This is a genomic window from Pseudomonas sp. Q12-87 (assembly GCF_001269755.1).
GTDB lineage: Bacteria > Pseudomonadota > Gammaproteobacteria > Pseudomonadales > Pseudomonadaceae > Aquipseudomonas > Aquipseudomonas fluorescens_S.
Genome location: NZ_LHVI01000029.1, coordinates 1 through 23,005 on the forward strand (window position 1 = coordinate 1; position 23,005 = coordinate 23,005).

A 23,005-nucleotide genomic window follows, 5' to 3' on the forward strand; every position below is an offset into this window, starting at 1 on the left:
TGCGTTCGTTGGTCGCAGACTTTATTGGCGCGCTGGCGGACCAACGAACGCATCGAACAGATCTCATCAGAAGGGCGAAAAGCGCCGCTGAGCAGGCCGTGCGTCATGAGTTGCCAGATCCACTGGCAATCAAGCACATCGGATTTGCGCCCAGAGGTCTGCCGCGTAGCACGTGAGTTAACCAGATAAACCTCAAAGCCACGCGCATCCAGCACTTCGAAAAGCGGAATCCAGTAAACGCCCGTCGCCTCCATGGCCACGACACTGATGTTCAACGACTGGAGCCAGTCGGCCAGTGCGATCAAATCGTCGGTAAACGTGGAGAATTGACGGACAGCAGGATCGTACTGCTCTGGGTTTACAGCGACCCAATGCTCACGGCTTCCCACGTCAATACCGGCACAGTGGTGATGAATAATCTCAAAACGCTTTTGGTTCTTGCGCGCCATGGCAATTCCTCGCAGGATTGAATGACGCGCGCGGGGTACACGGTGGCGAAAGGATTCACTCTCTTATACGAGGTCACGGCCTGGCCGTGCCATCAACGACTCCACGCCGATACCGTGCAGGTCACTCTCCCTCTCGGGTGCTGACACACCAGTGCTGGTTACGGCCTTTGCCCCGCGCGCGTTCTTCCAATTTACGATGAACTGTTTGCTGCGCGACAGCGCAGCGTCGAAGACGCGGCGGGATCTCCCTCGCCACAAAAGCATCATCATCGACCGAAGGTCATTCGAAGCCCACCCGGTTACGTCCATTGTGCTTGGCCAGGTACAGCCCTTTGTCCGCCGCCGAGATCAGCTGCCGACTATCGCCGCCCGGCTGCGGCGTGATGGTCGAGACGCCGATGCTGATGGTCAGGCTCTCGCCGCCATCGGGTGTGGTGTGGGGAATCTTCAGGGCGACGACGCTCTGGCGCAGCTTTTCAGCCATCAACCGGGCACCGCCAGGCGAGGTGCTGGGCAATACCAAGGCAAATTCTTCGCCACCGTAGCGGGCCGGCAAGTCGGAGGGGCGACTGCACGCATCACGGATCGCCCCGGCCACCTTGCGCAGGGCTTCGTCGCCCTCCAAGTGACCGAAGTTGTCGTTATAGGACTTGAAGTAGTCCACGTCGATCATCAACAGCGACAGTTGGCTCTGGTCGCGCATCGCCCTGCGCCACTCCAGCTCCAGGTATTCGTCGAAGTGCCGGCGATTGGACAGCCCGGTCAAGCCATCGGAGTTCATCAGCCGTTGCAGCACCAGGTTGGTGTCGAGCAACTGCTGCTGGCTGACCCGCAGCGCGCGATAGGCCGCGTCGCGCTGCAACAGCATCATGTAGGAGCGCGAGTGATAGCGGATGCGCGCCACCAGTTCGATGTTGTCCGGCAACTTGACCAGGTAATCGTTGGCCCCGGCGGCGAAGGCCGCGCTCTTGATCAGCGGGTCCTCCTTGGTGGACAGGACAATGATCGGGATATCGCGGGTGGCCGGATGGTTACGGTACTCGCGCACCAGGCTCAGGCCGTCGAGGCCGGGCATTACCAGGTCCTGGAGAATCACCGTCGGCTTGATCCGGATCGCGTGGGCGATGGCCTGGTGGGGATCGGAGCAAAAGTGGAAGTCGATGTTTTCTTCATTCGACAGCCCGCGCCGCACCGCCTCGCCGATCATCGCCTGGTCGTCGACGAGCAGGACCATGGCGGCATTCTCATCGTTCTTGAAGCCGTCGAGCTGCAGATCATTCATGGGTGCTTACCTGAGTACGGCCTGGGCCGAGGTCGCCGGGGTTCATCATTTGCTAAATATCTCCAACAACCGTGGCGCGATATCGTCCAGGCCAAGAATATGAACGGCGGCGTCGATGGCGGCGGCTGCCTTGGGCATGCCATACACCGCGCTGCTGCGCTGGTCCTGGGCGATGGTCTCCCAACCCTGTTGGCGCATCAGCTTAAGCCCTTGTGCCCCGTCGCGGCCCATGCCGGTGAGCAATACACCCACCGCGTCACCGCTCCAGAAATGGGCGACGCTTTCGAAAAAAACGTCGATGGAGGGCCGGTAGATTTCATTCACCGGCTCGGCGGTGTAGGCCAAGGTACCGTCCTTCAACAAACGTAGATGGTGATTGGTCCCGGCCAGCAACACCGTGCCGCTCTGCGGCGTCTCGCCGTGCCGGGCCAGGCGGACCCTGTGGCCCGACGCACTGCCCAGCCACTCGGCCATGCCTGCGGCGAACACCTCGTCGACATGCTGGACCAGCACAATGGCCGGGGCAAAATCACGCGGCAGGGCTTTCAACAGCACCTCCAGCGCCGCCGGCCCGCCCGCCGACGATCCGATGGCCACCAGGCTATTTCGCGACACCGCCGCACGCTGCGTCGTCGCAGCGGGTCGTTCCCGCCTGTTGCGCTCGCCGATCAGCCAGCCGATGTTGGTGATCTTGCGCAGCAGGGGCGCCGCCGCGTCCGCTGGATTACCGACGCCCAGGGCCGGCGTATCGACCACATCCAGGGCGCCATGGCCCATGGCCTCGAACACCCGATGGACGTTCTGTTGGCTGTCACCGGTGACGATGACAATCGCGCAGGGCGTATCGGCCATGATCCGCCGTGTAGCCTCCACGCCATCCATGATCGGCATGAACAGGTCCATCAGGATCAGGTCCGGGGTGTACTCGGCGCAGCGCTGCACCGCCTCGGCCCCGTTGGCGGCCACCCAGACCAGTTGATGCGCCGGCTCGAACGCCAGGGCACGGCGCAGGGCCTCGACCGCCAGGGGCATGTCATTGACGATGGCGATCTTCAAGCGCGGGCTCCCCCGATCAATTCGACTACAGCGTCGAGCAAGGCGTCGTCGTGGAAACTCGCCTTCGCTAGATAATAGTCGGCCCCCGCGTCCAGGCCACGGCGACGGTCTTCTTCGCGGTCCTTATAGGACACCACCATCACCGGCAGCGATTGCAAACGGTTGTCGCGTCGCAACAGCGACACCAGCTCGATGCCATCCATGCGCGGCATGTCGATATCGGTAATCAGCAAATCGAAATCCTCCGAGCGCAATGCGTTCCATCCATCCATGCCATCCACCGCCACGGCCACCTCGTAGCCGCGATTGAGCAGCAGCTTGCGTTGCAGCTCGCGCACGGTCAGCGAGTCATCCACCACCAGGATCCGCTTGCGCGGAGCCTGGGCCTGGTTCTGCCGGGCAATGCGTTCCAGGCGCCCGGTATCGAGCAGCTTGTCCACCGACCGCAGCAGGTCCTCGACGTCGACAATCAACACCACCGAGCCGTCGTCCAGCAAGGCTCCGGCGGAAATATCCTGGACCTTGCCCAGGCGCTCGTCCAAAGGCAGGACCACCAATGTGCGCTCGCCAATGAAGCGTTCCACCGCGACCCCATAGATCGATTCGCGCTCGCGAATGACCACGACCTTGAGGGTGTGGCTGTTGTTCTGCGTCGCCGGGCGATTGAGCAATTGGCTGGCGGCGACCAGCCCGATATGCCGGCCCTCGTGCCAGAAATGCTGGCGGCCTTCGACCTGCACGATGTCGTCGGGCGCCAGGTCGCACATGCGTTCGATGTGGGCCAGGGGAAAGGCATACGCCTCGCCGCCGACTTCCACCACCAGGCTGCGCACCACCGACAGGGTCAGCGGCACTTCGAGATGGAAACGACTGCCCCCGCCCGCCGTCTGCTCCAGCACCACGGCCCCGCGCAACTGCCGGACCATATGCTGGACGGCGTCCAGGCCGACGCCGCGACCGGATACCTCGGTGACTTTGTCTCGCAGGCTGAAACCGGGCAGGAACAGGAATGTCAGCAGTTCCTCTTCGCTCAGGCTGGCAGCGGTTTGCGCTGGCGAAAGGCCGCGCTCGACGATGCTGCGGCGGACCCGTTCCAGATCCACGCCGGCACCGTCGTCCACCAGTTCGAGCACCAGCAGGCCAGCCTGATGGGAAGCCCGCAGGCGGATCAGGCCTTCGGCGGGCTTGCCGGCCAGTTGGCGCTGTTCCGGGGTTTCGATGCCATGGTCCACGGCATTGCGCAGTAAATGGGTCAGCGGCGCCTCGAGCTTTTCCAGCACGTCGCGGTCGACCTGGGTTTTTTCGCCCTCGATCTCCAGGCGGACCTGCTTGCCCAGGCTGCGACCGAGATCACGGACCATGCGGACCTGGCCGCTGAGCACATCGGCAAACGGCCGCATGCGACAGGCCAGCGCCGTGTCATACAGCACCTGCGCCCGCTGGCTGGCCTGCCAGGCGAACTCATCCAGCTCGGCGGTCTTGAGCGCCAGCAGTTGCTGGGTTTCGGCCAGCAAGCGGCGCGCATCGCCAAGGGCTTCCTGGGCCTGCAGGCTCAGAGCGTGATCCTTGAGGTGCACGTTCAGCTCTTCAAGGGCACGCAGGCCGTTGCCTTGCTGACGCTTGAGGCGTTGCATCGCTGCCAGCCAGGGCTTGAGGCGCTGGGTTTCCACCAAGGATTTGCTCGACAGGTCGAGCAGGCTGTTGAGGCGTTCAGCCGTGACCCGCAGGACCCGTTCGCCGCCTTCGGTGACCCGTTTAGCCTTGGCCTTGGGCGTCGGCTCGATGGGCGCGGCAGGTCCCAGTTCGGGCAATTCGACAGGAGCGGTTTCGACGGGCATCTCGATTGCCGGCGGCGCTGCGGCCGAAGCCTGGGCGGCCTCAGGGTCGAGCAGTCGCCCCATCAGCGCCACGTATGCATCGATATCCGCAGCGCCAATGTCGTTGCCCGGCGTGGCGATGCGCGTCAGCAGGTCCGTGCCTTGCAGCAAGGCATCGATGTGAACGGCACCCAGCACCAGGCGGCCTTCCTGGGCACTGACCAGGCAATCTTCCATGACATGGGCCACGCTGACGCCGGCGTCCACCCCGACGATGCGCGCCGCGCCTTTTAGCGAGTGGGCCGCGCGCATGCACGACTCAAGGTACTCGGCCTGGGTCGGATCACGCTCCAGGGCCAGCAGGCCGGTGCTCAGCACTTGGACCTGGGCTTCGGCTTCCAGGCTGAACAGTTCCAGCAACGAGGCATCGCGCATCTGATCGGGCGTCATGACAGGCTCCGGGACACGGCGGACAGCAGCTGTTCTTCGTCCAGCCAGCGCAAGCTGCGGCCCTTGTAGGGCAACACACCGCGAGTGTACTTGCCCGCTGACGGCGAAGCGCTCGCCAGGATCCGTTCGTCGATGGCATGGATGCCGTCCACCTCGTCCACCGGCACCACCACCGGCCCGCCCTTGGCCGCGACGATCAACATGCGCGGCATGATTCGCCCACCGGGAACCGCCGGCGCGCCGGGCTCCAGGTCCAACAATTCCACCAGCGACAGGCAGGCCACCAACGCCCCGCGCACGTTCGCCACGCCGAGCAAGGCCCGCGAACGTTGGTGAGGTAACGAATGGATCGGCTGCAACGGCGCGACCTCCACCAAGCTGCGGGTGGTCAAGGCCAGCCACTCTTCGCCGAGGCGGAACATCAGCAATGAGCGCGTGGCGATGTCGGTGTCCAGCGGGGCACCGACCAGGTCCCGGTCATCCTGTTGCAGGGCATACCGGTCGAGCAGGCGGGTGGCGGCCGCCGAATACACCGGGCAATTGCGGCAGTGGATATGCTCGGTCAGTCGTTCACACGATTTGTCGCCATGCACGCCGATGCGGTTCCAGCAATCGTCGATTGCCTCGGCATCGTCATGGGTGACCTTGTAAAAAGCCGAACCGCTCATCGTTTACGCTCACTGTCTGCGGTGCGCTCGCTACGGGCAGCGCGTTCCTGCAATCGACGGGCTCCGGCCGCGTCTCCCTGGGAAGCCAGCAGCGCCGCCAGATGCACCAGGGCCTCGGCGTGTTGCGGTTCAAGATAAAGCGCCTTGCGATAAAACCCTTGGGCCTCGAGCGCGCTACCGGCCATGTCGCTGAGCAACCCCAGCCAATAAAACACCTGGGCCGCTGGCGCATGGCTACGCAAGTACTGTTCGCAGGCCGCACGGGCCTCGGCGCTCTTGCCGCTGTTGGCCAGGGCGGCGATCTGCGCCAGTAACGCGGCCGCGTCGCCGCCCTTGGCTTGGGCAACCGCGGGCCGGGCCTGGGAAAACGGCAGGGGGCGGATCACCGGGGCGACAGTTTGGGGCAGCACTTGGCGAACCGGCAGCGGGGCCGGCATCAACGTGGGTAGCAAGGTTGGTAGCGAGGTCGGCAACGGCTGTGGTTCGGGGGCGCCCTGGCGACTGAAGGCGAACGACTGGGCAGCCCCGATCGAGCGCATGCCCAGGCGCCCGAGCAAACTGCCCTCGGCGGGGCCGATAAACAGTACGCCATCCTGGTGGGTCAGGCGCTTGAGCACCTCGAACACCTGCTGCTGGGTCGGCTGGTCGAAGTAAATCAGCAGGTTGCGGCAGAACACGAAATCGTAAGGTGCTTCATTCACCAGCAAGGCCGGATCCAGCAGGTTGCCCACTTGCAGGCGCACTTGCTCGCGCACCCGCTCGCTGAGGCGATAGCCCTCGTCTTCGGCCTCGAAATGCCGTTCGCGAAAGGCAAGGTCAGCACCACGGAAAGAATTGCGGCCATAACGCGCAGCCTTGGCCCGTTCAACCGACAGCGGGCTGACGTCCAGCCCCTCGACTTTGAATTGATGGGCGCCCAGCCCTGCGTCGAGCAAGGCCATGGCAATGGAGTACGGTTCCTCACCGGTGGAACACGGCAAGCTGAGGATGCGCAAAGCGCGCAGGTGCTTGATCTCGGCGAGTCGCTTGCCGGCCAGCCGGGCGAGGGTCGCGAAAGATTCAGGGTAACGGAAGAACCAGGTCTCCGGGACGATCACCGCTTCGATCAGCGCTTGCTGTTCCTGCCCCGAATGCTGCAGCGATTGCCAGTAGTCGTCGGCGGTTCGCCCGGGCACAGCGATGATGCGTTGGCGCACGGCCCGCTCGATGATGGCTGAACCGACGGAGGTCACGTCCAGGCCGATGCGTTCTTTGAGGAAATCGAAAAAGCGCTGGTCATTGCTCATGGCCGGGCCCCGAGGTCATCGATGTCCAGCCCGGGTGTGGGAAACAACACGGCGCGGACCGACTCGTCGAGCAGGTCATTGACCCGCACCCATTGCAGCAGCCCCTGCGCATCCTCGCGCACCGGGCCCAGGTACGGCGCCTGCCGATTGTCGAGGCCATACGGCTGGAATTGCGCCGGATCGCAGCGCAGGGTGTCAGTGGCCTGTTCCAGGATCAGTCCCAGCACTTGCCTCGCCTGCTGCGCGTCGGGCTGGTAGTTCACCAGCACCAGCCGCGTACTGGTGCGAGCCTCGGCATTCTGGCCGAAGGTCAGCGCGCACAGGTCGATCACCGGCACCACCACCCCGCGCCAGGCAAAAACGCCGGCCACCCAGGACGGCGCCCGCGCGATCGGCTTGAGGGGCAGGCGCGGCAATACCTCCACCACGTCGGTGGCCAGCAGGGCGTAACGCTCGTTACCGATGCGAAACACCAGGAACAGCGGCTGGCGGGCCGTCGAGGTCATGCCACGCGGGGTCTCTGATTCAGCCATCAGACTTTGAAACGCGAGACGCCACCGCGCAGCCCCACGGCTACCTGGCTCAGTTCGTCAATGGCGGAACTGGCCTGGCGCAGGGATTCCACGGTCTGGCTGCTGGCATCGCCCAGTTGCACCAGGGCGTGGTTGATCTGCTCGGCACCGGTGGCCTGGGCCTGCATGCCCTCGTTGACCATCAACACCCGCGGCGCCAAGGCCTGGACCTGATGGATGATCTGCGACAGCTGCTCGCCGACCTGCTGCACCTCGAACATGCCGCGGCGCACTTCTTCAGAGAACTTGTCCATGCCCATGACCCCCGCCGACACGGCGGACTGGATCTCGCGCACCATTTGCTCGATGTCATACGTGGCCACGGCCGTCTGGTCAGCCAGGCGCCGTACTTCCGTGGCGACTACCGCGAATCCGCGACCATATTCCCCGGCCTTTTCGGCCTCGATGGCAGCGTTGAGCGACAACAGGTTGGTCTGGTCGGCCACCTTGACGATGGTGACCACGACTTGGTTGATGTTACCGGCCTTCTCGTTGAGGATCGCCAGCTTGGCGTTCACCAGGTCGGCGGCGCCCATCACCGAATGCATGGTTTCTTCCATGCGCGCCAGGCCTTGCTGGCCGGAGCCGGCGGCCACCGAGGCTTGGTCGGCGGCGGTGGAAACCTCGGTCATGGTGCGCACCAGGTCCCGGGAAGTCGCGGCGATTTCCCGGGACGTCGCGCCGATCTCGGTGGTGGTGGCAGCGGTTTCGGTGGCCGTGGCCTGTTGCTCGCGGGAGGTGGCGGCGATTTCGGTCACCGAGGTGGTGACTTGCACCGAGGAACGCTGGGCCTGGGACACCAGCGAAGTCAGTTCGGCCATCATGTCGTTGAAGCCTGTCTCCACTGCGCCGAATTCATCTTTGCGTGCCAAGTTCAGGCGCCCGCTCAGGTCGCCGCTGCGCATGACCTCGAGAATCTCCACGATACGGTTCATCGGCGCCATGATCGCGCGCATCAGCAACAGCCCGCAGAGCAGGGCGACAATCAGCGCGACAAGAAACGACAGACCCATGGCGACCTTTGCCGCCGTCACCGCGTCGTCGATGGTCTGGGTGGCGCTTTCGGCCAGTTCGCGATTGCGCTCGATGATGTGGTTCAGATGCTGACGACCGCCGATCCACGCTGGCGTCAGTTCCTTTTCCAAGGCCAGCCGCGCCCCTTCGTAATCCTTGCGCTGATACAAGTCCAGGACCTTCGCCATGGCCAGGTTGAATGCTTGATGATTATTTTCGAACTCGTCGAAAGACGCCTGGTCGGCAGGGTTCTGGATCAGCTGTTGATAATTCTGTATTTCTTCGCGCAGGTGCTGCTCGAAGCCCTGGAAGCGGGTCTTGTCCTCGGCGGTGATTTCATGGTTGCCCGAAAGGCCGACGATCTGTTGGGTCAGCACGTAGCTGTCGACCCAGCCACCGCGAATCATGGAGCTGTAATACACCCCCGGCACCGCATCGGCCCGGACCCTCTCCTCACTGTCCTGGATCTTTAGCAACCGCGAAAACGAGACAACAACCATCAGCAGCATGATGGCGATGATCACCGCAAAACTCGCCAGGATGCGTTGGCGCAATGTCCAGTTCTTCACAGTAAAACCTCGGGCACTTGAAAATGCTGGGGAGTATAGCCGAGGGCGGCGTGGCGTCTGCATGGCGGTGGCGGAGGATTTTGAGCCAGTTGGAGCAATGGAGTACCTGTGGGGATTTGCATCAGCCCCAATTCCAGTAAAGGGCACAAACCGCCGAGGTCAGGGCGGCTCTACGGTGTTGCCTGCCGCACCTGCTTCTCCAACTCGGCCTTCAATCCCGGCTCCAGCTTGAGCTGGCGCGCCAGCTCATCGAGGTAGGATTTTTCCATGAAGTTTTCCTCGTCCACCAGCATCACGCTGGCAACATACATTTCAGCGGCGATTTCCGGGGTACTGGCGGCGCGAGCGACGTCGATGGGGTCAAGGGGTTTGTTGAGCTCGGCGTGCAGCCAGCGCTGCAGTTCCTGGTCGTTATCGAGCTTGGTGAATTCGCCTTCGATCAGCTGCCGCTCACGCTCGTCGACATGGCCATCAGCCTTGGCGGCCGCCACCAATGCCTTGAGGATCGCTTGGCTGTGCTGCTCGACCTGCGCCGCCGGAACGCGGTCCAGGGTCTGCGGTTCGGTTGTTTGGCCACCGCCCTGTTGGGCCTGCCAGTTGCCATAGGCTTTGTAGGCGATCACGCCCAAGGCAGCCAGGCCACCATAAGCCAGCGCCTTGCCGCCGAAATTGCGGGCTTTCTTGTTGCCCAGCAACAGCCCCATGGCGCCAGCGGCCAATGCCCCGCCACCCGCGCCGGACAGCAAGCCGCCCAGGTTGCCCCCCGGATTACCGGAGCCGCCAAGCAACTCGCCCAAACCAGCGGACGGCTTGCCCTGGGAACCGCCAGCCTTGTTCTGCAACATTTCCTGACCGGACTTGAGTAGCTGATCGAGTAATCCACGGGTGTTCATGTGCTGCCTCCACGCATTCGGGTTGACCGGATCATTAAGGTCACCAGCCTGGATCGAAAGTGCCCCGTCAGCCATGACGAGATTGCTTCGAGATGTTGCCTCGCGTATCACCAGCCCCACAGAAAAAACGATATACACTCCTGCACATCGATAAAAACAGCCCACCGGGTATTCGTCCAATGATGACCCTGCGTCAGATCCGTCATTTCATCGCTGTGGCCGAGACCGGCTCGATCTCCTCCGCCGCACAGGCGGTTTTCATTTCCCAGTCCACCTTGACCCTGGCCATCCAGCAGTTGGAGCAGGAAATCGGCGTCAGTCTGTTCAACCGCCACGCCAAGGGCATGACCCTGACTCACCAGGGGCATCAATTCCTGCGCCAGGCCCATTTGATCCTGGCCACCGTCGACAATGCCAAGCGCAGCCTGCAACAGAGCACCGACCAAGTGGCCGGCCACGTCATCATCGGCGTCACCAGCCTGGTTGCCGGTTATTACCTGGCGGACCTGCTGACCCGTTTCCAGCGGGCCTACCCCAATGTGGAAATCCGCGTGATGGAGGATGAGCGGCCGTACATCGAGCATTTGCTGGTCAGTGGTGAAATCGACGTCGGGGTGCTGATCCTCTCCAACCTGGAAGATCGCCACGCCTTGCAGACCGAGGTACTGACTCACTCGCCCCACCGCTTGTGGCTGCCGGCCCAGCATCCGTTGCTGGAACACGACAGCATCAACCTGGCAGATGTGGCCCGCGAGCCGCTGATCCAGCTGAACGTCGATGAAATGGACCGCAACGCCCAGCGTTTGTGGCGCGGCGCCGGGCTGCAACCGAAGATCACGCTGCGTACCGCCTCGACCGAAGCGGTGCGCAGCCTGGTGGCCGCAGGCCTCGGGGTATCGATCCAGCCGGACATGACGTACCGCCCCTGGTCACTGGAGGGCGACATCATCGAGGCGCGCCCGATTGCCGACCTCAGCCAGACCCTTGACGTCGGCCTGGCATGGCGCCGAGGCACGGCGCGGCCAGCCCTGGTCGATCCGTTCCTGACGGTAGCCCGGGAACAACCGCCGGGCGGACGCAAGCCATCGATTTAATCGAATGCAGCCTTGAGTATTTAGAATTTGTCGGCCTTGAGGCTGAGCACTAGTCTCTCAGGCATCCCATGGTTCTGTGCTTCAAACTGAGACTTATAAAAATGGCTGGCACGCAGACCCCGTTGTGCACCGCGTTGCTGATCGACGGCGAACTCGTATCCGGTGAGGGGGTTGTCGAGCCCATTCTCAACCCGGCCACCGGCGAAGTACTCGCTCATATCGCCGAAGCCAGCATCGAACAGGTGGAAGCTGCAATCCTCGCAGCCCACCGCGCATTTGACGAATGGTCGCGGACCACGCCGCAACAACGTTCGAACCTGTTGCTGGAGATTGCCGCCGCCATCGAAAAAAACGCGGACTACTTGGCCCGCCTCGAATCCCTGAACTGCGGCAAACCTTTGCATCTGGCGCGCCAGGATGACCTGAGCGCCACCGTGGACGTGTTCCGTTTCTTCGCCGGTGCCGTGCGCTGCCAGACCGGCCAGCTTAGCGGTGAATACCTGCCTGGCTACACCAGCATGGTGCGCCGCGATCCGATTGGCGTGGTGGCGTCCATCGCGCCGTGGAATTACCCGATCATGATGGCCGCCTGGAAAATCGCCCCGGCCCTGGCCGCCGGCAACACGCTGGTGTTCAAGCCGTCGGAACACACGCCCTTGTCGATCCTGGCGCTGGTGCCGGTCTTGGCCGGGATTCTGCCGCGGGGCGTTATCAATATCATTTGCGGAGGCGGCGAAGGGGTCGGCAGCCATTTGGTCAGCCATCCCAAAGTACGCATGGTCTCGCTGACCGGCGACATCGTCACCGGGCAGAAGATTCTCCAGGCGGCGGCGAAAACCCTCAAGCGAACGCACCTGGAACTGGGCGGCAAGGCGCCGGTAATCGTATGCAACGACGCCGACCTCCAAGCCGTGGTCGAGGGCGTGCGCACCTATGGCTATTACAACGCCGGGCAGGATTGCACCGCGGCTTGCCGGATCTACGCTCAGGGTGGGATTCACGACCGGTTGGTGGCCGAGCTCGGCGCGGCGGTCAGCAGCCTGCGCTTTGCCGGCAAGCGCGATGCCGACAATGAAATCGGCCCGCTGATCAGCGTTCGCCAGCGTGACCGCGTCGCCAGTTTCGTCGAGCGCGCCCTCGGCCAGCCCCACATCGAGCGCATCACCGGCGCGGCGGTGCATTCCGGCGCTGGGTTTTTCTATCAACCCACGCTGCTGGCCGGCTGCAAGCAAAGCGACGAGATCGTCCAGCGCGAGGTGTTCGGCCCCGTCGTCACGGTGACCCGCTTCGATGAACTCAGCCAGGCGGTGGACTGGGCCAACGATTCCGAATACGGCCTGGCGTCCTCGGTGTGGACGCAGAACCTGGACAAGGCGATGCAGGTGGCGGCGCGGCTGCAATACGGCTGCACCTGGATCAACAGCCATTTCATGCTGGTCAGCGAAATGCCCCATGGCGGCCTGAAACGCTCGGGCTACGGCAAGGACCTGTCCAGTGATTCGCTCCAGGATTACAGCGTGGTGCGCCACATCATGGCCCGGCATAGCCGGGAGTTTTGAGCGGCAAGCTGCAAGCTGCAAGCTGCAAGCAACAGCAGTGCATGGCTTGCAGCTAAGCTAAAACAACAATCAGCGACACGCCTCTCAACTGCCCTACCACAATTAAAGCAAGAGGGATTTCCATGTACGCGCACAAGACCGCATTGCTCAGCGCTATCACCACGGCGCTGCTGACCAGCGTCAGCCTCCAGGCCGCCGAACCGCCCAAGGCCATTGGCGCCGGCGAAGGCCAATTGGACATCGTTGCCTGGCCGGGCTACATCGAACGAGGCGAAAGCGACAAGGCCTACGATTGGGTAACAGGTTTCGAAAAGGACACCGGTTGCAAGGTCAACGTGAAAACCGCCGCCACCTCCGATGAAATGGTCAGCCTGATGACCAAGGGCGGCTATGACCTGGTCACCGCCTCGGGCGATGCCTCCCTGCGACTGATTGCCGGCAAGCGTGTACAACCGATCAACACCGCGCTGATCCCCAACTGGAAGAACCTCGACACGCGCCTCAAGGATGCACCCTGGTACGTGGTCAACCAGCAGACTTATGGCACCCCGTACCAGTGGGGCCCGAACGTGCTGATGTACAACACCGACGTATTCAAGCAGGCACCGACCAGTTGGAGCGTATTGTTCAGCGCTCAGAACCTGCCTGACGGCAAGCCGAACAAGGGACGCGTGCAAGCCTACGATGGCCCGATCTACATCGCCGACGCGGCGCTGTACCTCAAGACCGCCAAGCCGGAACTGGGCATCAAGGACCCGTACCAACTCGACGAAGCGCAATACAAGGCCGTATTGGAATTGCTGCGGGCCCAGCAGCCGTTGATCCACCGCTACTGGCACGACACCACTGTGCAGATGAGCGATTTCAAGAACGAAGGCGTGGTGGCGTCCGGCGCCTGGCCGTACCAGGTCAACGGCCTGGTCAACGAGAAACAACCGATCGCGTCCACCATTCCAAAAGAAGGCGCCACTGGCTGGGCCGACACCACGATGCTCCACGCCGAGGCCAAGCACCCCAACTGCGCGTACAAATGGATGGACTGGTCGCTGCAACCGAAAGTCCAGGGCGACGTGGCCGCGTGGTTCGGTTCCCTGCCCGCCGTGCCAGCGGCGTGCAAAGGCAGCGAGCTGCTGGGCGCCGAGGGTTGCAAGACCAATGGCTTCGACCAGTTCGACAAGATCGCCTTCTGGAAAACCCCGCAGGCCGAGGGCGGCAAGTTCGTTCCGTATAGCCGCTGGACCCAGGACTACATTGCGATTATGGGTGGGCGCTAAACCCCAGCAACTGCTTGGACCGGGGACATGATTAGCCCTGTGGCGAGGGAGCTTGCTCCCGCTGGGGGGCGCAGCCACCCCAAGACCAGCCGATGCGGTGGGTCAGGCAATACCGCGTCGATCTGTTTTGGGCGTGCTGCGCACGCCAGCGGGAGCAAGCTCCCTCGCCACGGGACCGCGTTCCAAAGTTGATATTTCATAGCCGCCCCGCTTTTTGGAGCACCGCACCATGACACTTGCAGTCCAATTCACTCACGTTTCCCGTCAGTTCGGCGAAGTGAAAGCCGTTGACCGGGTTTCCATCGATATCCAGGACGGCGAGTTCTTTTCCATGCTGGGCCCCTCTGGTTCAGGCAAGACCACCTGCCTGCGCCTGATCGCCGGGTTCGAACAGCCCAGCGCCGGCTCGATCCGCATCCACGGCGAAGAAGCCGCCGGGTTGCCGCCCTATCAGCGCGACGTCAATACAGTGTTCCAGGACTACGCCCTCTTCCCACACATGAATGTGCGCGACAACGTCGCCTACGGTCTGAAAGTCAAAGGCGTCGCCAAGGCCGAGCGTATCCAGCGCGCCAACGAAGCGCTGGAAATGGTCGCCCTGGGCGGCTACGGCGAGCGCAAGCCGGTGCAACTGTCCGGCGGCCAGCGCCAGCGCGTGGCCCTGGCCCGGGCGCTGGTCAATCGTCCACGAGTGCTGTTACTGGATGAGCCCTTGGGCGCCCTTGACCTTAAGCTGCGTGAACAGATGCAGGGCGAGCTGAAGAAGCTGCAACGGCAACTGGGCATCACCTTCATCTTCGTCACCCACGACCAGACCGAAGCGTTATCGATGTCCGACCGCGTGGCAGTGTTCAACAAGGGCCGCATCGAACAGGTCGATACACCGCGCAACTTGTACATGAAGCCGGCGACGACTTTTGTCGCCGAATTCGTCGGCACCTCCAACGTGATTCGTGGCGAACTGGCCCGGCAATTGAGCGGTTATCCACAGCCGTTCTCGATCCGCCCGGAACACGTGCGTTTCGCCGAAGGCTCGTTGGCCGGTCACGAAATCGAGGTCCGCGGCCTGCTTCACGATATCCAGTACCAAGGCAGCGCCACGCGCTACGAGTTGAAACTCGAAAACGGCCAGACCCTGAACCTCAGCCAGGCCAATACCCATTGGATCGACAACGGCGCCCAGCACCAGACCGGTCAGCAACTGAGCGTGCGCTGGGCGCGTGAAGCCATGATCCCGCTGCACGACACCGTCGCCGGTGAGGTGTGAGATGAGCACCCTGGCCATTAACCCGACACCGGCATCGGGATCGTCGCTGCGCAGGCTTTCCAACCTGCTGTACCGTCGGCCCAACCTGTACCTGTCGATGCTGCTGGTGCCGCCGCTGATCTGGTTCGGCGCGATCTACCTGGGTTCGCTGCTGACCTTGCTGTGGCAAGGTTTCTACACCTTCGACGACTTCACCATGGCGGTCACGCCGGACCTGACCCTGGCGAATTTCGCGGCGCTGTTCCAGCCCTCGAATTTCGACATCATCCTGCGCACGTTGAGCATGGCCATCGTCGTGTCCATCGCCAGCGCCGTGGTCGCGTTCCCGATTGCCTATTACATGGCGTGCTATACCAGCGGCAAGACCAAGGCGTTCTTCTACATCGCAGTCATGCTGCCAATGTGGGCCAGCTACATCGTCAAGGCCTATGCCTGGACACTGCTGTTGGCCAAGGGCGGCGTGGCGCAGTGGTTTGTCCAGCACTTGGGGCTGGGTCCAGTGCTGCAGTTCGTGCTGGAGATTCCCGGGGTCGGCGGCAGCACGCTTTCCACTTCTCACCTGGGACGCTTCCTGGTGTTTGTCTACATCTGGCTGCCGTTCATGATCCTGCCGATCCAGGCCTCCCTGGAGCGCCTGCCGCCGTCGCTGCTGCAAGCCTCGGCCGACCTGGGTGCCAGGCCGCGCCAGACCTTCATGCAAGTGATCCTGCCACTGTCAGTGCCGGGCATCGCCGCCGGTTCGATCTTCACGTTTTCGCTGACCCTGGGGGATTTCATCGTGCCTCAACTGGTGGGCCCGCCGGGCTACTTCGTCGGCAGCATGGTCTACGCCCAGCAAGGCGCCATCGGCAACATGCCCATGGCCGCGGCGTTCACCCTGGTACCCATCGTGCTGATCGCCATCTACCTGTCTATCGTCAAGCGCCTGGGGGCTTTCGATGCACTCTGACTCTTCATCCCAAGGGCGCGCGTCCTGGGGACTGCGCATCGCAGCGTGGGGCGGGCTGGTGTTTTTGCACTTCCCGATCCTGATCATCTTCCTCTATGCCTTCAACACCGAGGACGCGGCGTTCAGCTTTCCGCCCAAGGGCCTGACCTTGAAGTGGTTCAGCGTCGCCTTCTCGCGCCCGGACGTACTGGAGGCGATCAAACTGTCGTTGCAAATCGCAGCCATTGCCACGCTGATCGCCATGGTGCTCGGCACACTGGCTTCGGCGGCGCTGTACCGCCGCGATTTTTTCGGCAAACAAGGCATTTCACTGATGCTGATCCTGCCGATTGCGCTACCAGGCATCATCACCGGCATTGCTCTATTGGCGACGTTCAAGTCCCTGGGGATCGAACCCGGGATGCTGACGATCGTCATCGGACACGCGACCTTTTGCGTGGTGATCGTCTACAACAACGTCATCGCCCGCCTTCGCCGTACGTCCCACAGCCTGATCGAGGCGTCGATGGATTTGGGAGCCGATGGCTGGCAGACCTTCCGCTACATCATCCTGCCCAATCTCGGCTCGGCGTTGTTGGCTGGCGGGATGCTGGCGTTTGCCCTGTCGTTCGACGAGATCATCGTCACCACCTTCACCGCCGGCCACGAACGCACCCTGCCGCTCTGGCTGCTCAACCAGCTCAGCCGCCCTCGCGACGTGCCGGTGACCAATGTCGTGGCGATGCTGGTGATGATCGTGACGATGCTGCCGATATTGGGCGCCTATTACCTGACCCGTGGCGGTGAAAGCGTGGCCGGTAGTGGGGGGAAATAAATACCACGGTGGAACCGGATCCCCTGTGGGAGCGGGCTTGCTCGAAAGCGGCGTGTCAGACGGTGCAGATGTTGGATGACACACCGCATTCGCGAGCAAGCCCGCTCCCACCCAGACCACAAACAAGATTCGAGAGGAAATGGATATGCAAACCAAACTGCTGATCAACGGCCACTTGGTAAACGGCGAAGGCCCTGCCCAGGCCGTGTTCAACCCCGCGCTCGGCAGGGTGCTGGTGGAAATCAACGAAGCCAGCGAAGCCCAGGTCGACGCCGCCGTGCGCGCGGCCGACAGCGCTTTCGACAGCTGGTCGCAGGTTGCGCCCAAGGACCGCTCCCTGTTGTTGCTTAAACTGGCCGACGCCATCGAAGCCCATGGTGAAGAACTGGCGAAGCTGGAATCCGATAACTGCGGCAAGCCGCTGAGCGCCGCACTGAACGACGAGATCCCGGCCATCGCCGACGTCTTCCGCTTTTTTGCCGGTGCCAGCCGCTGCATGAACGGCTCGGCCAGCGGCGAATACCTGCCGGGGCACACCTCGATGATCCGCCGCGATCCGGTAGGCGTGATCGCCTCGATTGCGCCGTGGAACTACCCCTTGATGATGGTCGCCTGGAAAATCGCCCCGGCTCTGGCCGCTGGTAACACCGTGGTACTCAAGCCGTCGGAGCAAACGCCGCTGACGGCGTTGCGCCTGGCGGAACTGGCGTCGGAAATCTTCCCCGCCGGCGTGCTCAATGTGGTGTTCGGTCGTGGGCAGACCGTCGGGCAGCCGCTGGTCACGCACCCGAAAGTGCGCATGGTGTCGCTCACTGGCTCCATCGCCACCGGCTCGAACATCATTTCCAGCACCGCCGACAGCGTCAAGCGCACGCACATGGAACTGGGCGGCAAGGCCCCGGTGATTATTTTCGACGACGCCGACATCGACGCGGCGGTTGAGGGCATCCGCACCTTCGGTTTCTACAACGCGGGCCAGGACTGCACCGCCGCCTGCCGCATCTATGCCCAACAAGGCATCTACGACCAGTTCGTCGAAAAACTCGGCGCGGCGGTGGGCAGCATCAAGTACGGCCTGCAAAACGCGCCGGATACCGAAATGGGCCCGCTGATCACGGCGCAACATCGCGACCGCGTGGCAGGCTTCGTCGAACGAGCCATCGCCCAGCCGCATATCCGCCTGATCACCGGCGGCAAGGCGGTGGACGGCAATGGGTTCTTCTTCGAACCGACGGTACTGGCCGACGCTCAACAGGATGATGAAATCGTCCGCCGGGAAGTGTTCGGGCCGGTGGTGTCCGTCACGCCATTTCTCGACGAAGCCCAAGTGCTGGGCTGGGCCAACGATTCGGATTACGGCCTGGCCTCATCGGTGTGGACCGCTGACATCGGCCGCGCCCATCGCTTGTCCGCGCGCCTACAGTACGGCTGTACCTGGGTGAACACGCACTTCATGCTTGTCAGCGAAATGCCCCATGGCGGTCAGAAACGCTCCGGTTATGGCAAGGACATGTCGATGTATGGGTTGGAGGATTACACGGTGGTGCGGCATGTGATGTTCAAGCATTGAGGACAAGACAACACTGGCAACACATGCTCGCGGTAGCCCTGTGTGGGTGCTGCTAAGGTTTTCGTCTATCGGTGCGCGCTCGCCGGTTGACGGAAATCCCGGCAGCACCTAGGGTGTCTACAACGTATACACCCCAGGAGATTGCCATGGCCTCGCCCGTTTTATCCTTTCGCGTGGAAGAAGGTCTGGCCCAGCAGCTGGATTTGTTGGCTGCCGCCACCGACCGCGACCGTCAATACCACCTCAAGCGTGCATTGGTTCGATATGTGGAAGCCGAGTCCTGGCATCTACAAGCCATCAGCGAAGGCATAGTCGATGCCGATGCTGGAAATCTGACCGACCTGGATGCCGTGAAGGCTAAGTGGGCAAAGCGTGCCGAGCATCGTACTGACCGACAAAGCACAGAGTGACCTCGACTCGATTTATGAACACTACCAAACCGCCATCGGTACGGAAGGCGCTGACAATGTCATCACCACCATTCTGGAAACGCTGCGACAACTGCAGCGCTTTCCAGGCTCTGGCCGTCCTTCTGTCGTTCCCGATATTCGGGAGCTGGTGTTGACACGTTATCCGTTCGTTGCGCCTTACCGGCTCATGCATGGGCAATTGCAGGTCTTGCGCATACTGCATCAACGCAGCGAACGCTCCCAGGACTGGTCCACGGAATAATTGCGGCCAGTGACCATCTGCCCGGCCGCCCAAAACGATTATTCAAAACCTCGAAACACTCCTCATTGCATCCACCAGATAACGCATGGCGATCCGGTCGTTTTCCGACAGCTCCCGATAGCGCTCCACCAGCCTCATCTCCTCCAGGCTGAGCCGCTTTGTCCTGCGCGCATTGTCCAGGCCTGGAAAGAGCCCCAGTATTTGGGTAATGCCCTGTATTTTTGTCATGAGCGTTGTCCTTCTTTACGTCTAATCGACCTGATAGCGGCGTCTGAATGCGGGTTGAATTGCCTGACACGCTTAAGAATAGGGAGGATTCATAGCGTGAAAAGAGAGTTTTAGAGTAATTAGTCAAAAAACGCTGAAATGGGCATAAAAAAAGAAAGAACTGTAAGAAAATTTAACCAAGGCACGCTTTTCATTCTCCCTCCAGCCTGGTTATCCCCTAAGATTTTGCGCTTTGGTGAACCGATCCAGCTCTCAGGCATCTGTTCTAACGTCCGTCGCGTTTGGCCAAAGGCATGTCCGAACTCCTTTACCAGTCTCTGTTGCCAGGATCGGCTTGGGATTGTTTCGAGAAAGGTTGTATTTATGCACCGCAGGAATCTGCTCAAGGCCTCCATGGCCTTCGCCGCCTACACCGGTCTATCGGCCTCCGGGCTCATGGCCGCACGTGCCTGGGCCGCTGACCAGACTGCCGACGGCCAGGCCCGTCCCTTCGATTTCGATGACCTGAAAGACCAGGCCCGGCAACTGGCCGCGAGCCGCTACGTCGACACCAAGCAAGTCTTGCCACCGACCCTCGCCCAGATGTCACCCCTGCAATTCAACGCGATCCGCTACGACGCCAACCACTCCTTGTGGAACAAGCTCGATGGCCAGCTGGACGTGCAGTTTTTCCACGTCGGCATGGGCTTCAAGCAGCCGGTGCGCATGTACAGCGTCGATCCGAAAACCCGTATGGCCCGTGAGGTGCACTTCCGCCCGGAGTTGTTCAACTACGAGAAAACCACCGTCAACACCTCGCAGTTGACCGGTGACCTGGGGTTCTCGGGTTTCCGTGCATTCAAGGCACCGGAGCTGGATCGGCACGACATCGTTTCGTTCCTGGGGGCCAGTTATTTCCGCGCCGTGGACGCCAGCGGCCAGTACGGTTTGTCCGCTCGCGGATTGGCCATCGACACCTACGCCAAAAAGCGTGAGGAATTCCCGGACTTCACCAAGTTCTGGTTCGAAACCCCGGACAAGAACAGCACCCGCTTCGTGGTCTACGCCCTGCTCGATTCCCCCAGCGCCACGGGTGCCTATCGTTTTGACATCGATTGCCAGCCGACCCGGGTGGTCATGGAGATCGACGCCCACGTCAACGCCCGCACCGCCATCGAGCAGCTCGGGATCGCCCCGATGACCAGCATGTTCAGTTGCGGCACCGTCGAGCGGCGCATGTGCGACACCATTCATCCGCAAATCCACGACTCCGACCGGTTGGCCATGTGGCGCGGCAACGGCGAGTGGGTCTGCCGTCCGCTGAACAACCCCGCCACCTTGCAGTTCAACGCCTTCGCCGACAAGGACCCGAAAGGCTTCGGCCTGGTGCAGACCGACCATGACTTTGCCAGCTACCAGGACACCGTGGACTGGTACAGCAAGCGTCCAAGCCTGTGGGTCGAACCGACGACGGCCTGGGGCGAAGGCTCTGTCGATCTGCTGGAAATCCCTACCACCGGCGAAACCCTGGACAACATCGTTGCGTTCTGGACACCGAAGAAACCGGTTGCCGCCGGTGAGTCGCTGAACTACGGCTACAAGCTCTACTGGAGCGCCCTGCCTCCGGTCAGCACGGACCTGGCGCATGTCGATGCGACCCGTTCGGGCATGGGCGGTTTCATCGAAGGCTGGGCACCTGGCGAGCATTACCCGACCGTCTGGGCGCGGCGTTTCGCCGTGGACTTCAGCGGCGGCGGCCTCGACCAACTGCCGCCCGGCACCGGCATCGAACCGGTGGTGACCTGCTCCCACGGCGAAGTGAAGGACTTCAACGTGCTGGTGCTCGATGAGATCAAGGGCTACCGCATCACGTTCGACTGGTACCCGACGGACGATCGCGTGGACCCGGTGCAGATGCGCCTGTTCATTCGTAGCAAGGAGCGCACCTTGAGCGAGACCTGGTTGTACCAGTACTTCCCGCCGGCGCCGGATAAACGCAAGTATCCCTAAGTCCCGCGGCGTCAGGAATGACGCCTTCGCGAGCAAGCCCGCTCCCACAGTGAATTTGTGTCGTTCACAGAATTTGTGTTCGACGCCGTTCCCTGTGGGAGCGGGCTTGCCCGCGAAGACGGCAGTATAAGCACCATAGATTTCAGACAAACAAAAGCCCCGGCCAACACGACCGTAATGCTGTTCATCTAAGAAGGATGATGGACCTGTGGCGAGGGAGCTTGCTCCCGCTCGGCTGCGAAGCAGTCGTAAACCGGCGGGTGCGGTGTGTCTGATGCTCCGCATTTGGCAGGTTTTGGGGCCGCTTCGCGGCCCAGCGGGAGCAAGCTCCCTCGCCACGGGTTGTCGATTGCCTTAAGTGAACAGCATTACGGCCAACACGGCCGGGGCTTTTTGTTTTATGCCTTGCTCAATCGCGCAAATCAGACTCATGAATCGGCTGGTCCCGATGCGTCGCCCGTTGGTATTGCGCCGGCCACGTGGCCTTGCGTCCACCCAAATCATCATCGGCGTGCAGGGGCCAGTAGGGATCACGCAGCAACTCCCGCGCCAGGAAAATGATATCGGCCTGGCAAGTTCGCAAGATGTGCTCGGCCTGGGCCGGTTCGGTAATCATGCCGACGGTGCCAGTGGCGATTTCCGACTCCTTGCGCACCCGTTCGGCAAAGCGCGTCTGGTAGCCCGGGCCAGTGGGAATCTCGGCGTTGGCCGCGGTTCCGCCCGACGACACATCGATCAAGTCCACCCCCAAGGCCCGGAATCGCCGTGCCAGCTCTACGGTTTCATCCGGGTTCCAGCCGTCCTCGACCCAGTCGGTGGCAGAGACGCGCACGAACACCGGCAATTCGTCAGGCCATACGGCTCGCACCGCCTCGGTGACTTGCAGGACCAGGCGGATGCGGTTCTCGAACGAGCCGCCGTATTGATCGCGCCGCTGGTTGCTCAGGGGAGACAGGAACTGATGCAGCAAGTAGCCGTGAGCGGCGTGGACCTCGACCACTTTGAAGCCAGCCGTCAGGGCACGCTTGGCCGAATCGACGAAGGCCTGGACCACGTCGGCGATCTGCCCTTCGTCCAATTGGACCGGCTGGGTGTGTTGCGGATCGAAGGCAATGGGTGATGGACCGACCGGAACCCAGCCGCCGTCCGCAGGTTTCACGCTGCCATGCTTGCCCAGCCAGGGTCGCCAGGTACTGGCCTTGCGCCCGGCATGAGCCAGCTGAATACCCGGCACGGCCCCTTGGGCAGTGATGAAGCGGGTGATGCGTTGCAAGGGTTCGATCTGCTCGTCGTTCCACAGCCCAAGGTCCTGGGCGGTGATACGGCCGTCGGCGGTGACGGCGGTGGCTTCGGTGAACACCAGGCCGGCGCCGCCTACGGCGCGGCTGCCAAGGTGCACCAGATGCCAGTCGTTAGCCAGGCCGTCGGCGCTCGAATACTGGCACATCGGCGACACCGCGATGCGATTGGGCAGGGTCAATTGACGAAGCGTATAGGGTTCCAGCAGCAGACTCATGGGGCACCTCTCGAATC

General features: G+C 62.3%; 21 protein-coding genes. 10 read left to right on the plus strand and 11 right to left on the minus strand.

From position 1 onward, the window contains the following. From AD663_RS21730 to AD663_RS21775, 9 genes are all read right to left on the minus strand, one after another. On the minus strand, positions 1 to 449 hold a 449-nt coding region (locus AD663_RS21730), incomplete at its 3' end, for a transposase (protein ID WP_157062735.1). Between the two features lie 280 nt (positions 450 to 729). Continuing rightward, positions 730 to 1,731, minus strand: coding sequence for a PleD family two-component system response regulator (locus AD663_RS21740; protein ID WP_003185009.1), 1,002 nt, complete (start codon positions 1,729 to 1,731; stop codon positions 730 to 732). A gap of 45 nt (positions 1,732 to 1,776) precedes the next feature. After that, a complete protein-coding gene (locus AD663_RS21745) occupies positions 1,777 to 2,787 on the minus strand; it encodes a chemotaxis response regulator protein-glutamate methylesterase (protein WP_003185010.1) in 1,011 nt (336 codons plus the stop codon). Next, the gene (locus tag AD663_RS21750) at positions 2,784 to 5,054 is read right to left on the minus strand and encodes a hybrid sensor histidine kinase/response regulator (RefSeq protein WP_003185011.1); all 2,271 of its coding nucleotides are present in this window, start codon (positions 5,052 to 5,054) and stop codon (positions 2,784 to 2,786) included. Before AD663_RS21750 ends, AD663_RS21745 begins: the two co-directional genes overlap by 4 nt. After that, positions 5,051 to 5,722 (minus strand): chemotaxis protein CheW, encoded by a 672-nt coding sequence (locus AD663_RS21755; RefSeq protein ID WP_003185014.1) that lies wholly within the window; start codon positions 5,720 to 5,722, stop codon positions 5,051 to 5,053. Before AD663_RS21755 ends, AD663_RS21750 begins: the two co-directional genes overlap by 4 nt. Further along, on the minus strand, positions 5,719 to 7,008 hold the full coding sequence (locus AD663_RS21760) for a protein-glutamate O-methyltransferase CheR (RefSeq protein ID WP_053214516.1): 1,290 nt from the start codon (positions 7,006 to 7,008) through the stop codon (positions 5,719 to 5,721). Before AD663_RS21760 ends, AD663_RS21755 begins: the two co-directional genes overlap by 4 nt. Beyond that, complete coding sequence (locus tag AD663_RS21765; protein WP_053214517.1) at positions 7,005 to 7,541, minus strand: chemotaxis protein CheW; 537 nt, start codon at positions 7,539 to 7,541, stop codon at positions 7,005 to 7,007. Before AD663_RS21765 ends, AD663_RS21760 begins: the two co-directional genes overlap by 4 nt. Beyond that, positions 7,541 to 9,163 (minus strand): methyl-accepting chemotaxis protein, encoded by a 1,623-nt coding sequence (locus AD663_RS21770; RefSeq protein ID WP_003185021.1) that lies wholly within the window; start codon positions 9,161 to 9,163, stop codon positions 7,541 to 7,543. The genes AD663_RS21765 and AD663_RS21770 overlap by 1 nt, the downstream gene beginning before the upstream one ends. Positions 9,164 to 9,333: 170 nt before the next feature. Beyond that, the gene (locus AD663_RS21775) at positions 9,334 to 10,056 is read right to left on the minus strand and encodes a tellurite resistance TerB family protein (RefSeq protein WP_053214518.1); all 723 of its coding nucleotides are present in this window, start codon (positions 10,054 to 10,056) and stop codon (positions 9,334 to 9,336) included. A gap of 179 nt (positions 10,057 to 10,235) precedes the next feature. Between AD663_RS21775 and AD663_RS21780 the strand changes: the two genes are divergently transcribed. The 9 genes from AD663_RS21780 (at position 10,236) to AD663_RS21820 (ending at position 19,255) form a co-directional block, all read left to right on the plus strand. Next, a complete protein-coding gene (locus tag AD663_RS21780; RefSeq protein WP_053214519.1) occupies positions 10,236 to 11,150 on the plus strand; it encodes a LysR family transcriptional regulator in 915 nt (304 codons plus the stop codon). 101 nt (positions 11,151 to 11,251) lie between these two features. Next, positions 11,252 to 12,709, plus strand: a complete 1,458-nt coding sequence (locus AD663_RS21785; protein WP_053214520.1) for a gamma-aminobutyraldehyde dehydrogenase — start codon at positions 11,252 to 11,254, stop codon at positions 12,707 to 12,709. Positions 12,710 to 12,831: 122 nt separating this feature from the next. After that, on the plus strand, positions 12,832 to 13,983 hold the full coding sequence (gene ydcS / locus AD663_RS21790) for a putative ABC transporter substrate-binding protein YdcS (RefSeq protein WP_003185029.1): 1,152 nt from the start codon (positions 12,832 to 12,834) through the stop codon (positions 13,981 to 13,983). Between the two features lie 229 nt (positions 13,984 to 14,212). Beyond that, complete coding sequence (locus AD663_RS21795) at positions 14,213 to 15,250, plus strand: ABC transporter ATP-binding protein (protein WP_053214521.1); 1,038 nt, start codon at positions 14,213 to 14,215, stop codon at positions 15,248 to 15,250. Between the two features lies 1 nt (position 15,251). After that, complete coding sequence (locus AD663_RS21800) at positions 15,252 to 16,199, plus strand: ABC transporter permease (protein WP_053214522.1); 948 nt, start codon at positions 15,252 to 15,254, stop codon at positions 16,197 to 16,199. Then, positions 16,189 to 17,013 carry an ABC transporter permease gene (locus AD663_RS21805; protein ID WP_003185034.1) on the plus strand — a complete coding sequence of 275 codons (825 nt, stop codon included), beginning with the start codon at positions 16,189 to 16,191 and terminating at the stop codon, positions 17,011 to 17,013. The genes AD663_RS21800 and AD663_RS21805 overlap by 11 nt, the downstream gene beginning before the upstream one ends. 145 nt (positions 17,014 to 17,158) lie before the next feature. Next, complete coding sequence (locus AD663_RS21810) at positions 17,159 to 18,583, plus strand: gamma-aminobutyraldehyde dehydrogenase (RefSeq protein WP_053214523.1); 1,425 nt, start codon at positions 17,159 to 17,161, stop codon at positions 18,581 to 18,583. A gap of 146 nt (positions 18,584 to 18,729) precedes the next feature. After that, on the plus strand, positions 18,730 to 18,993 hold the full coding sequence (locus tag AD663_RS21815; RefSeq protein ID WP_003185038.1) for a CopG family ribbon-helix-helix protein: 264 nt from the start codon (positions 18,730 to 18,732) through the stop codon (positions 18,991 to 18,993). Next, positions 18,956 to 19,255: a type II toxin-antitoxin system RelE/ParE family toxin gene (locus AD663_RS21820; protein ID WP_003185040.1), complete on the plus strand. Its 300-nt coding sequence runs from the start codon at positions 18,956 to 18,958 to the stop codon at positions 19,253 to 19,255. The genes AD663_RS21815 and AD663_RS21820 overlap by 38 nt, the downstream gene beginning before the upstream one ends. 42 nt (positions 19,256 to 19,297) lie before the next feature. Here AD663_RS21820 and AD663_RS21825 read toward each other — a convergent pair whose 3' ends face one another. Further along, complete coding sequence (locus AD663_RS21825; RefSeq protein WP_003185042.1) at positions 19,298 to 19,483, minus strand: hypothetical protein; 186 nt, start codon at positions 19,481 to 19,483, stop codon at positions 19,298 to 19,300. Between the two features lie 363 nt (positions 19,484 to 19,846). On the opposite strand from AD663_RS21825, the gene AD663_RS21830 reads away from it, so the two are divergent. Beyond that, on the plus strand, positions 19,847 to 21,472 hold the full coding sequence (locus AD663_RS21830; RefSeq protein ID WP_003185045.1) for a glucan biosynthesis protein D: 1,626 nt from the start codon (positions 19,847 to 19,849) through the stop codon (positions 21,470 to 21,472). 409 nt (positions 21,473 to 21,881) lie between these two features. Here the strand turns inward: AD663_RS21830 and AD663_RS21835 are convergent, their stop codons facing one another. Beyond that, positions 21,882 to 22,988, minus strand: coding sequence for an NADH:flavin oxidoreductase/NADH oxidase (locus AD663_RS21835; protein WP_003185048.1), 1,107 nt, complete (start codon positions 22,986 to 22,988; stop codon positions 21,882 to 21,884). Between the last annotated feature and the right edge of the window lie 17 nt (positions 22,989 to 23,005).

What these genes read in the sequence shown, in the direction of transcription:
- AD663_RS21740 (WP_003185009.1), bottom strand. Translation starts at nt 1,731, where the DNA reads ATGAATGATCTGCAGCTCGACGGCTTCAAGAACGATGAGAATGCCGCC.
- AD663_RS21750 (WP_003185011.1), bottom strand. Translation starts at nt 5,054, where the DNA reads ATGACGCCCGATCAGATGCGCGATGCCTCGTTGCTGGAACTGTTCAGC.
- AD663_RS21755 (WP_003185014.1), bottom strand. Translation starts at nt 5,722, where the DNA reads ATGAGCGGTTCGGCTTTTTACAAGGTCACCCATGACGATGCCGAGGCA.
- AD663_RS21760 (WP_053214516.1), bottom strand. Translation starts at nt 7,008, where the DNA reads ATGAGCAATGACCAGCGCTTTTTCGATTTCCTCAAAGAACGCATCGGC.
- AD663_RS21765 (WP_053214517.1), bottom strand. Translation starts at nt 7,541, where the DNA reads ATGGCTGAATCAGAGACCCCGCGTGGCATGACCTCGACGGCCCGCCAG.
- AD663_RS21775 (WP_053214518.1), bottom strand. Translation starts at nt 10,056, where the DNA reads ATGAACACCCGTGGATTACTCGATCAGCTACTCAAGTCCGGTCAGGAA.
- AD663_RS21780 (WP_053214519.1), top strand. Translation starts at nt 10,236, where the DNA reads ATGATGACCCTGCGTCAGATCCGTCATTTCATCGCTGTGGCCGAGACC.
- AD663_RS21785 (WP_053214520.1), top strand. Translation starts at nt 11,252, where the DNA reads ATGGCTGGCACGCAGACCCCGTTGTGCACCGCGTTGCTGATCGACGGC.
- ydcS (WP_003185029.1), top strand. Translation starts at nt 12,832, where the DNA reads ATGTACGCGCACAAGACCGCATTGCTCAGCGCTATCACCACGGCGCTG.
- AD663_RS21795 (WP_053214521.1), top strand. Translation starts at nt 14,213, where the DNA reads ATGACACTTGCAGTCCAATTCACTCACGTTTCCCGTCAGTTCGGCGAA.
- AD663_RS21800 (WP_053214522.1), top strand. Translation starts at nt 15,252, where the DNA reads ATGAGCACCCTGGCCATTAACCCGACACCGGCATCGGGATCGTCGCTG.
- AD663_RS21805 (WP_003185034.1), top strand. Translation starts at nt 16,189, where the DNA reads ATGCACTCTGACTCTTCATCCCAAGGGCGCGCGTCCTGGGGACTGCGC.
- AD663_RS21810 (WP_053214523.1), top strand. Translation starts at nt 17,159, where the DNA reads ATGCAAACCAAACTGCTGATCAACGGCCACTTGGTAAACGGCGAAGGC.
- AD663_RS21815 (WP_003185038.1), top strand. Translation starts at nt 18,730, where the DNA reads ATGGCCTCGCCCGTTTTATCCTTTCGCGTGGAAGAAGGTCTGGCCCAG.
- AD663_RS21825 (WP_003185042.1), bottom strand. Translation starts at nt 19,483, where the DNA reads ATGACAAAAATACAGGGCATTACCCAAATACTGGGGCTCTTTCCAGGC.
- AD663_RS21830 (WP_003185045.1), top strand. Translation starts at nt 19,847, where the DNA reads ATGCACCGCAGGAATCTGCTCAAGGCCTCCATGGCCTTCGCCGCCTAC.
- AD663_RS21835 (WP_003185048.1), bottom strand. Translation starts at nt 22,988, where the DNA reads ATGAGTCTGCTGCTGGAACCCTATACGCTTCGTCAATTGACCCTGCCC.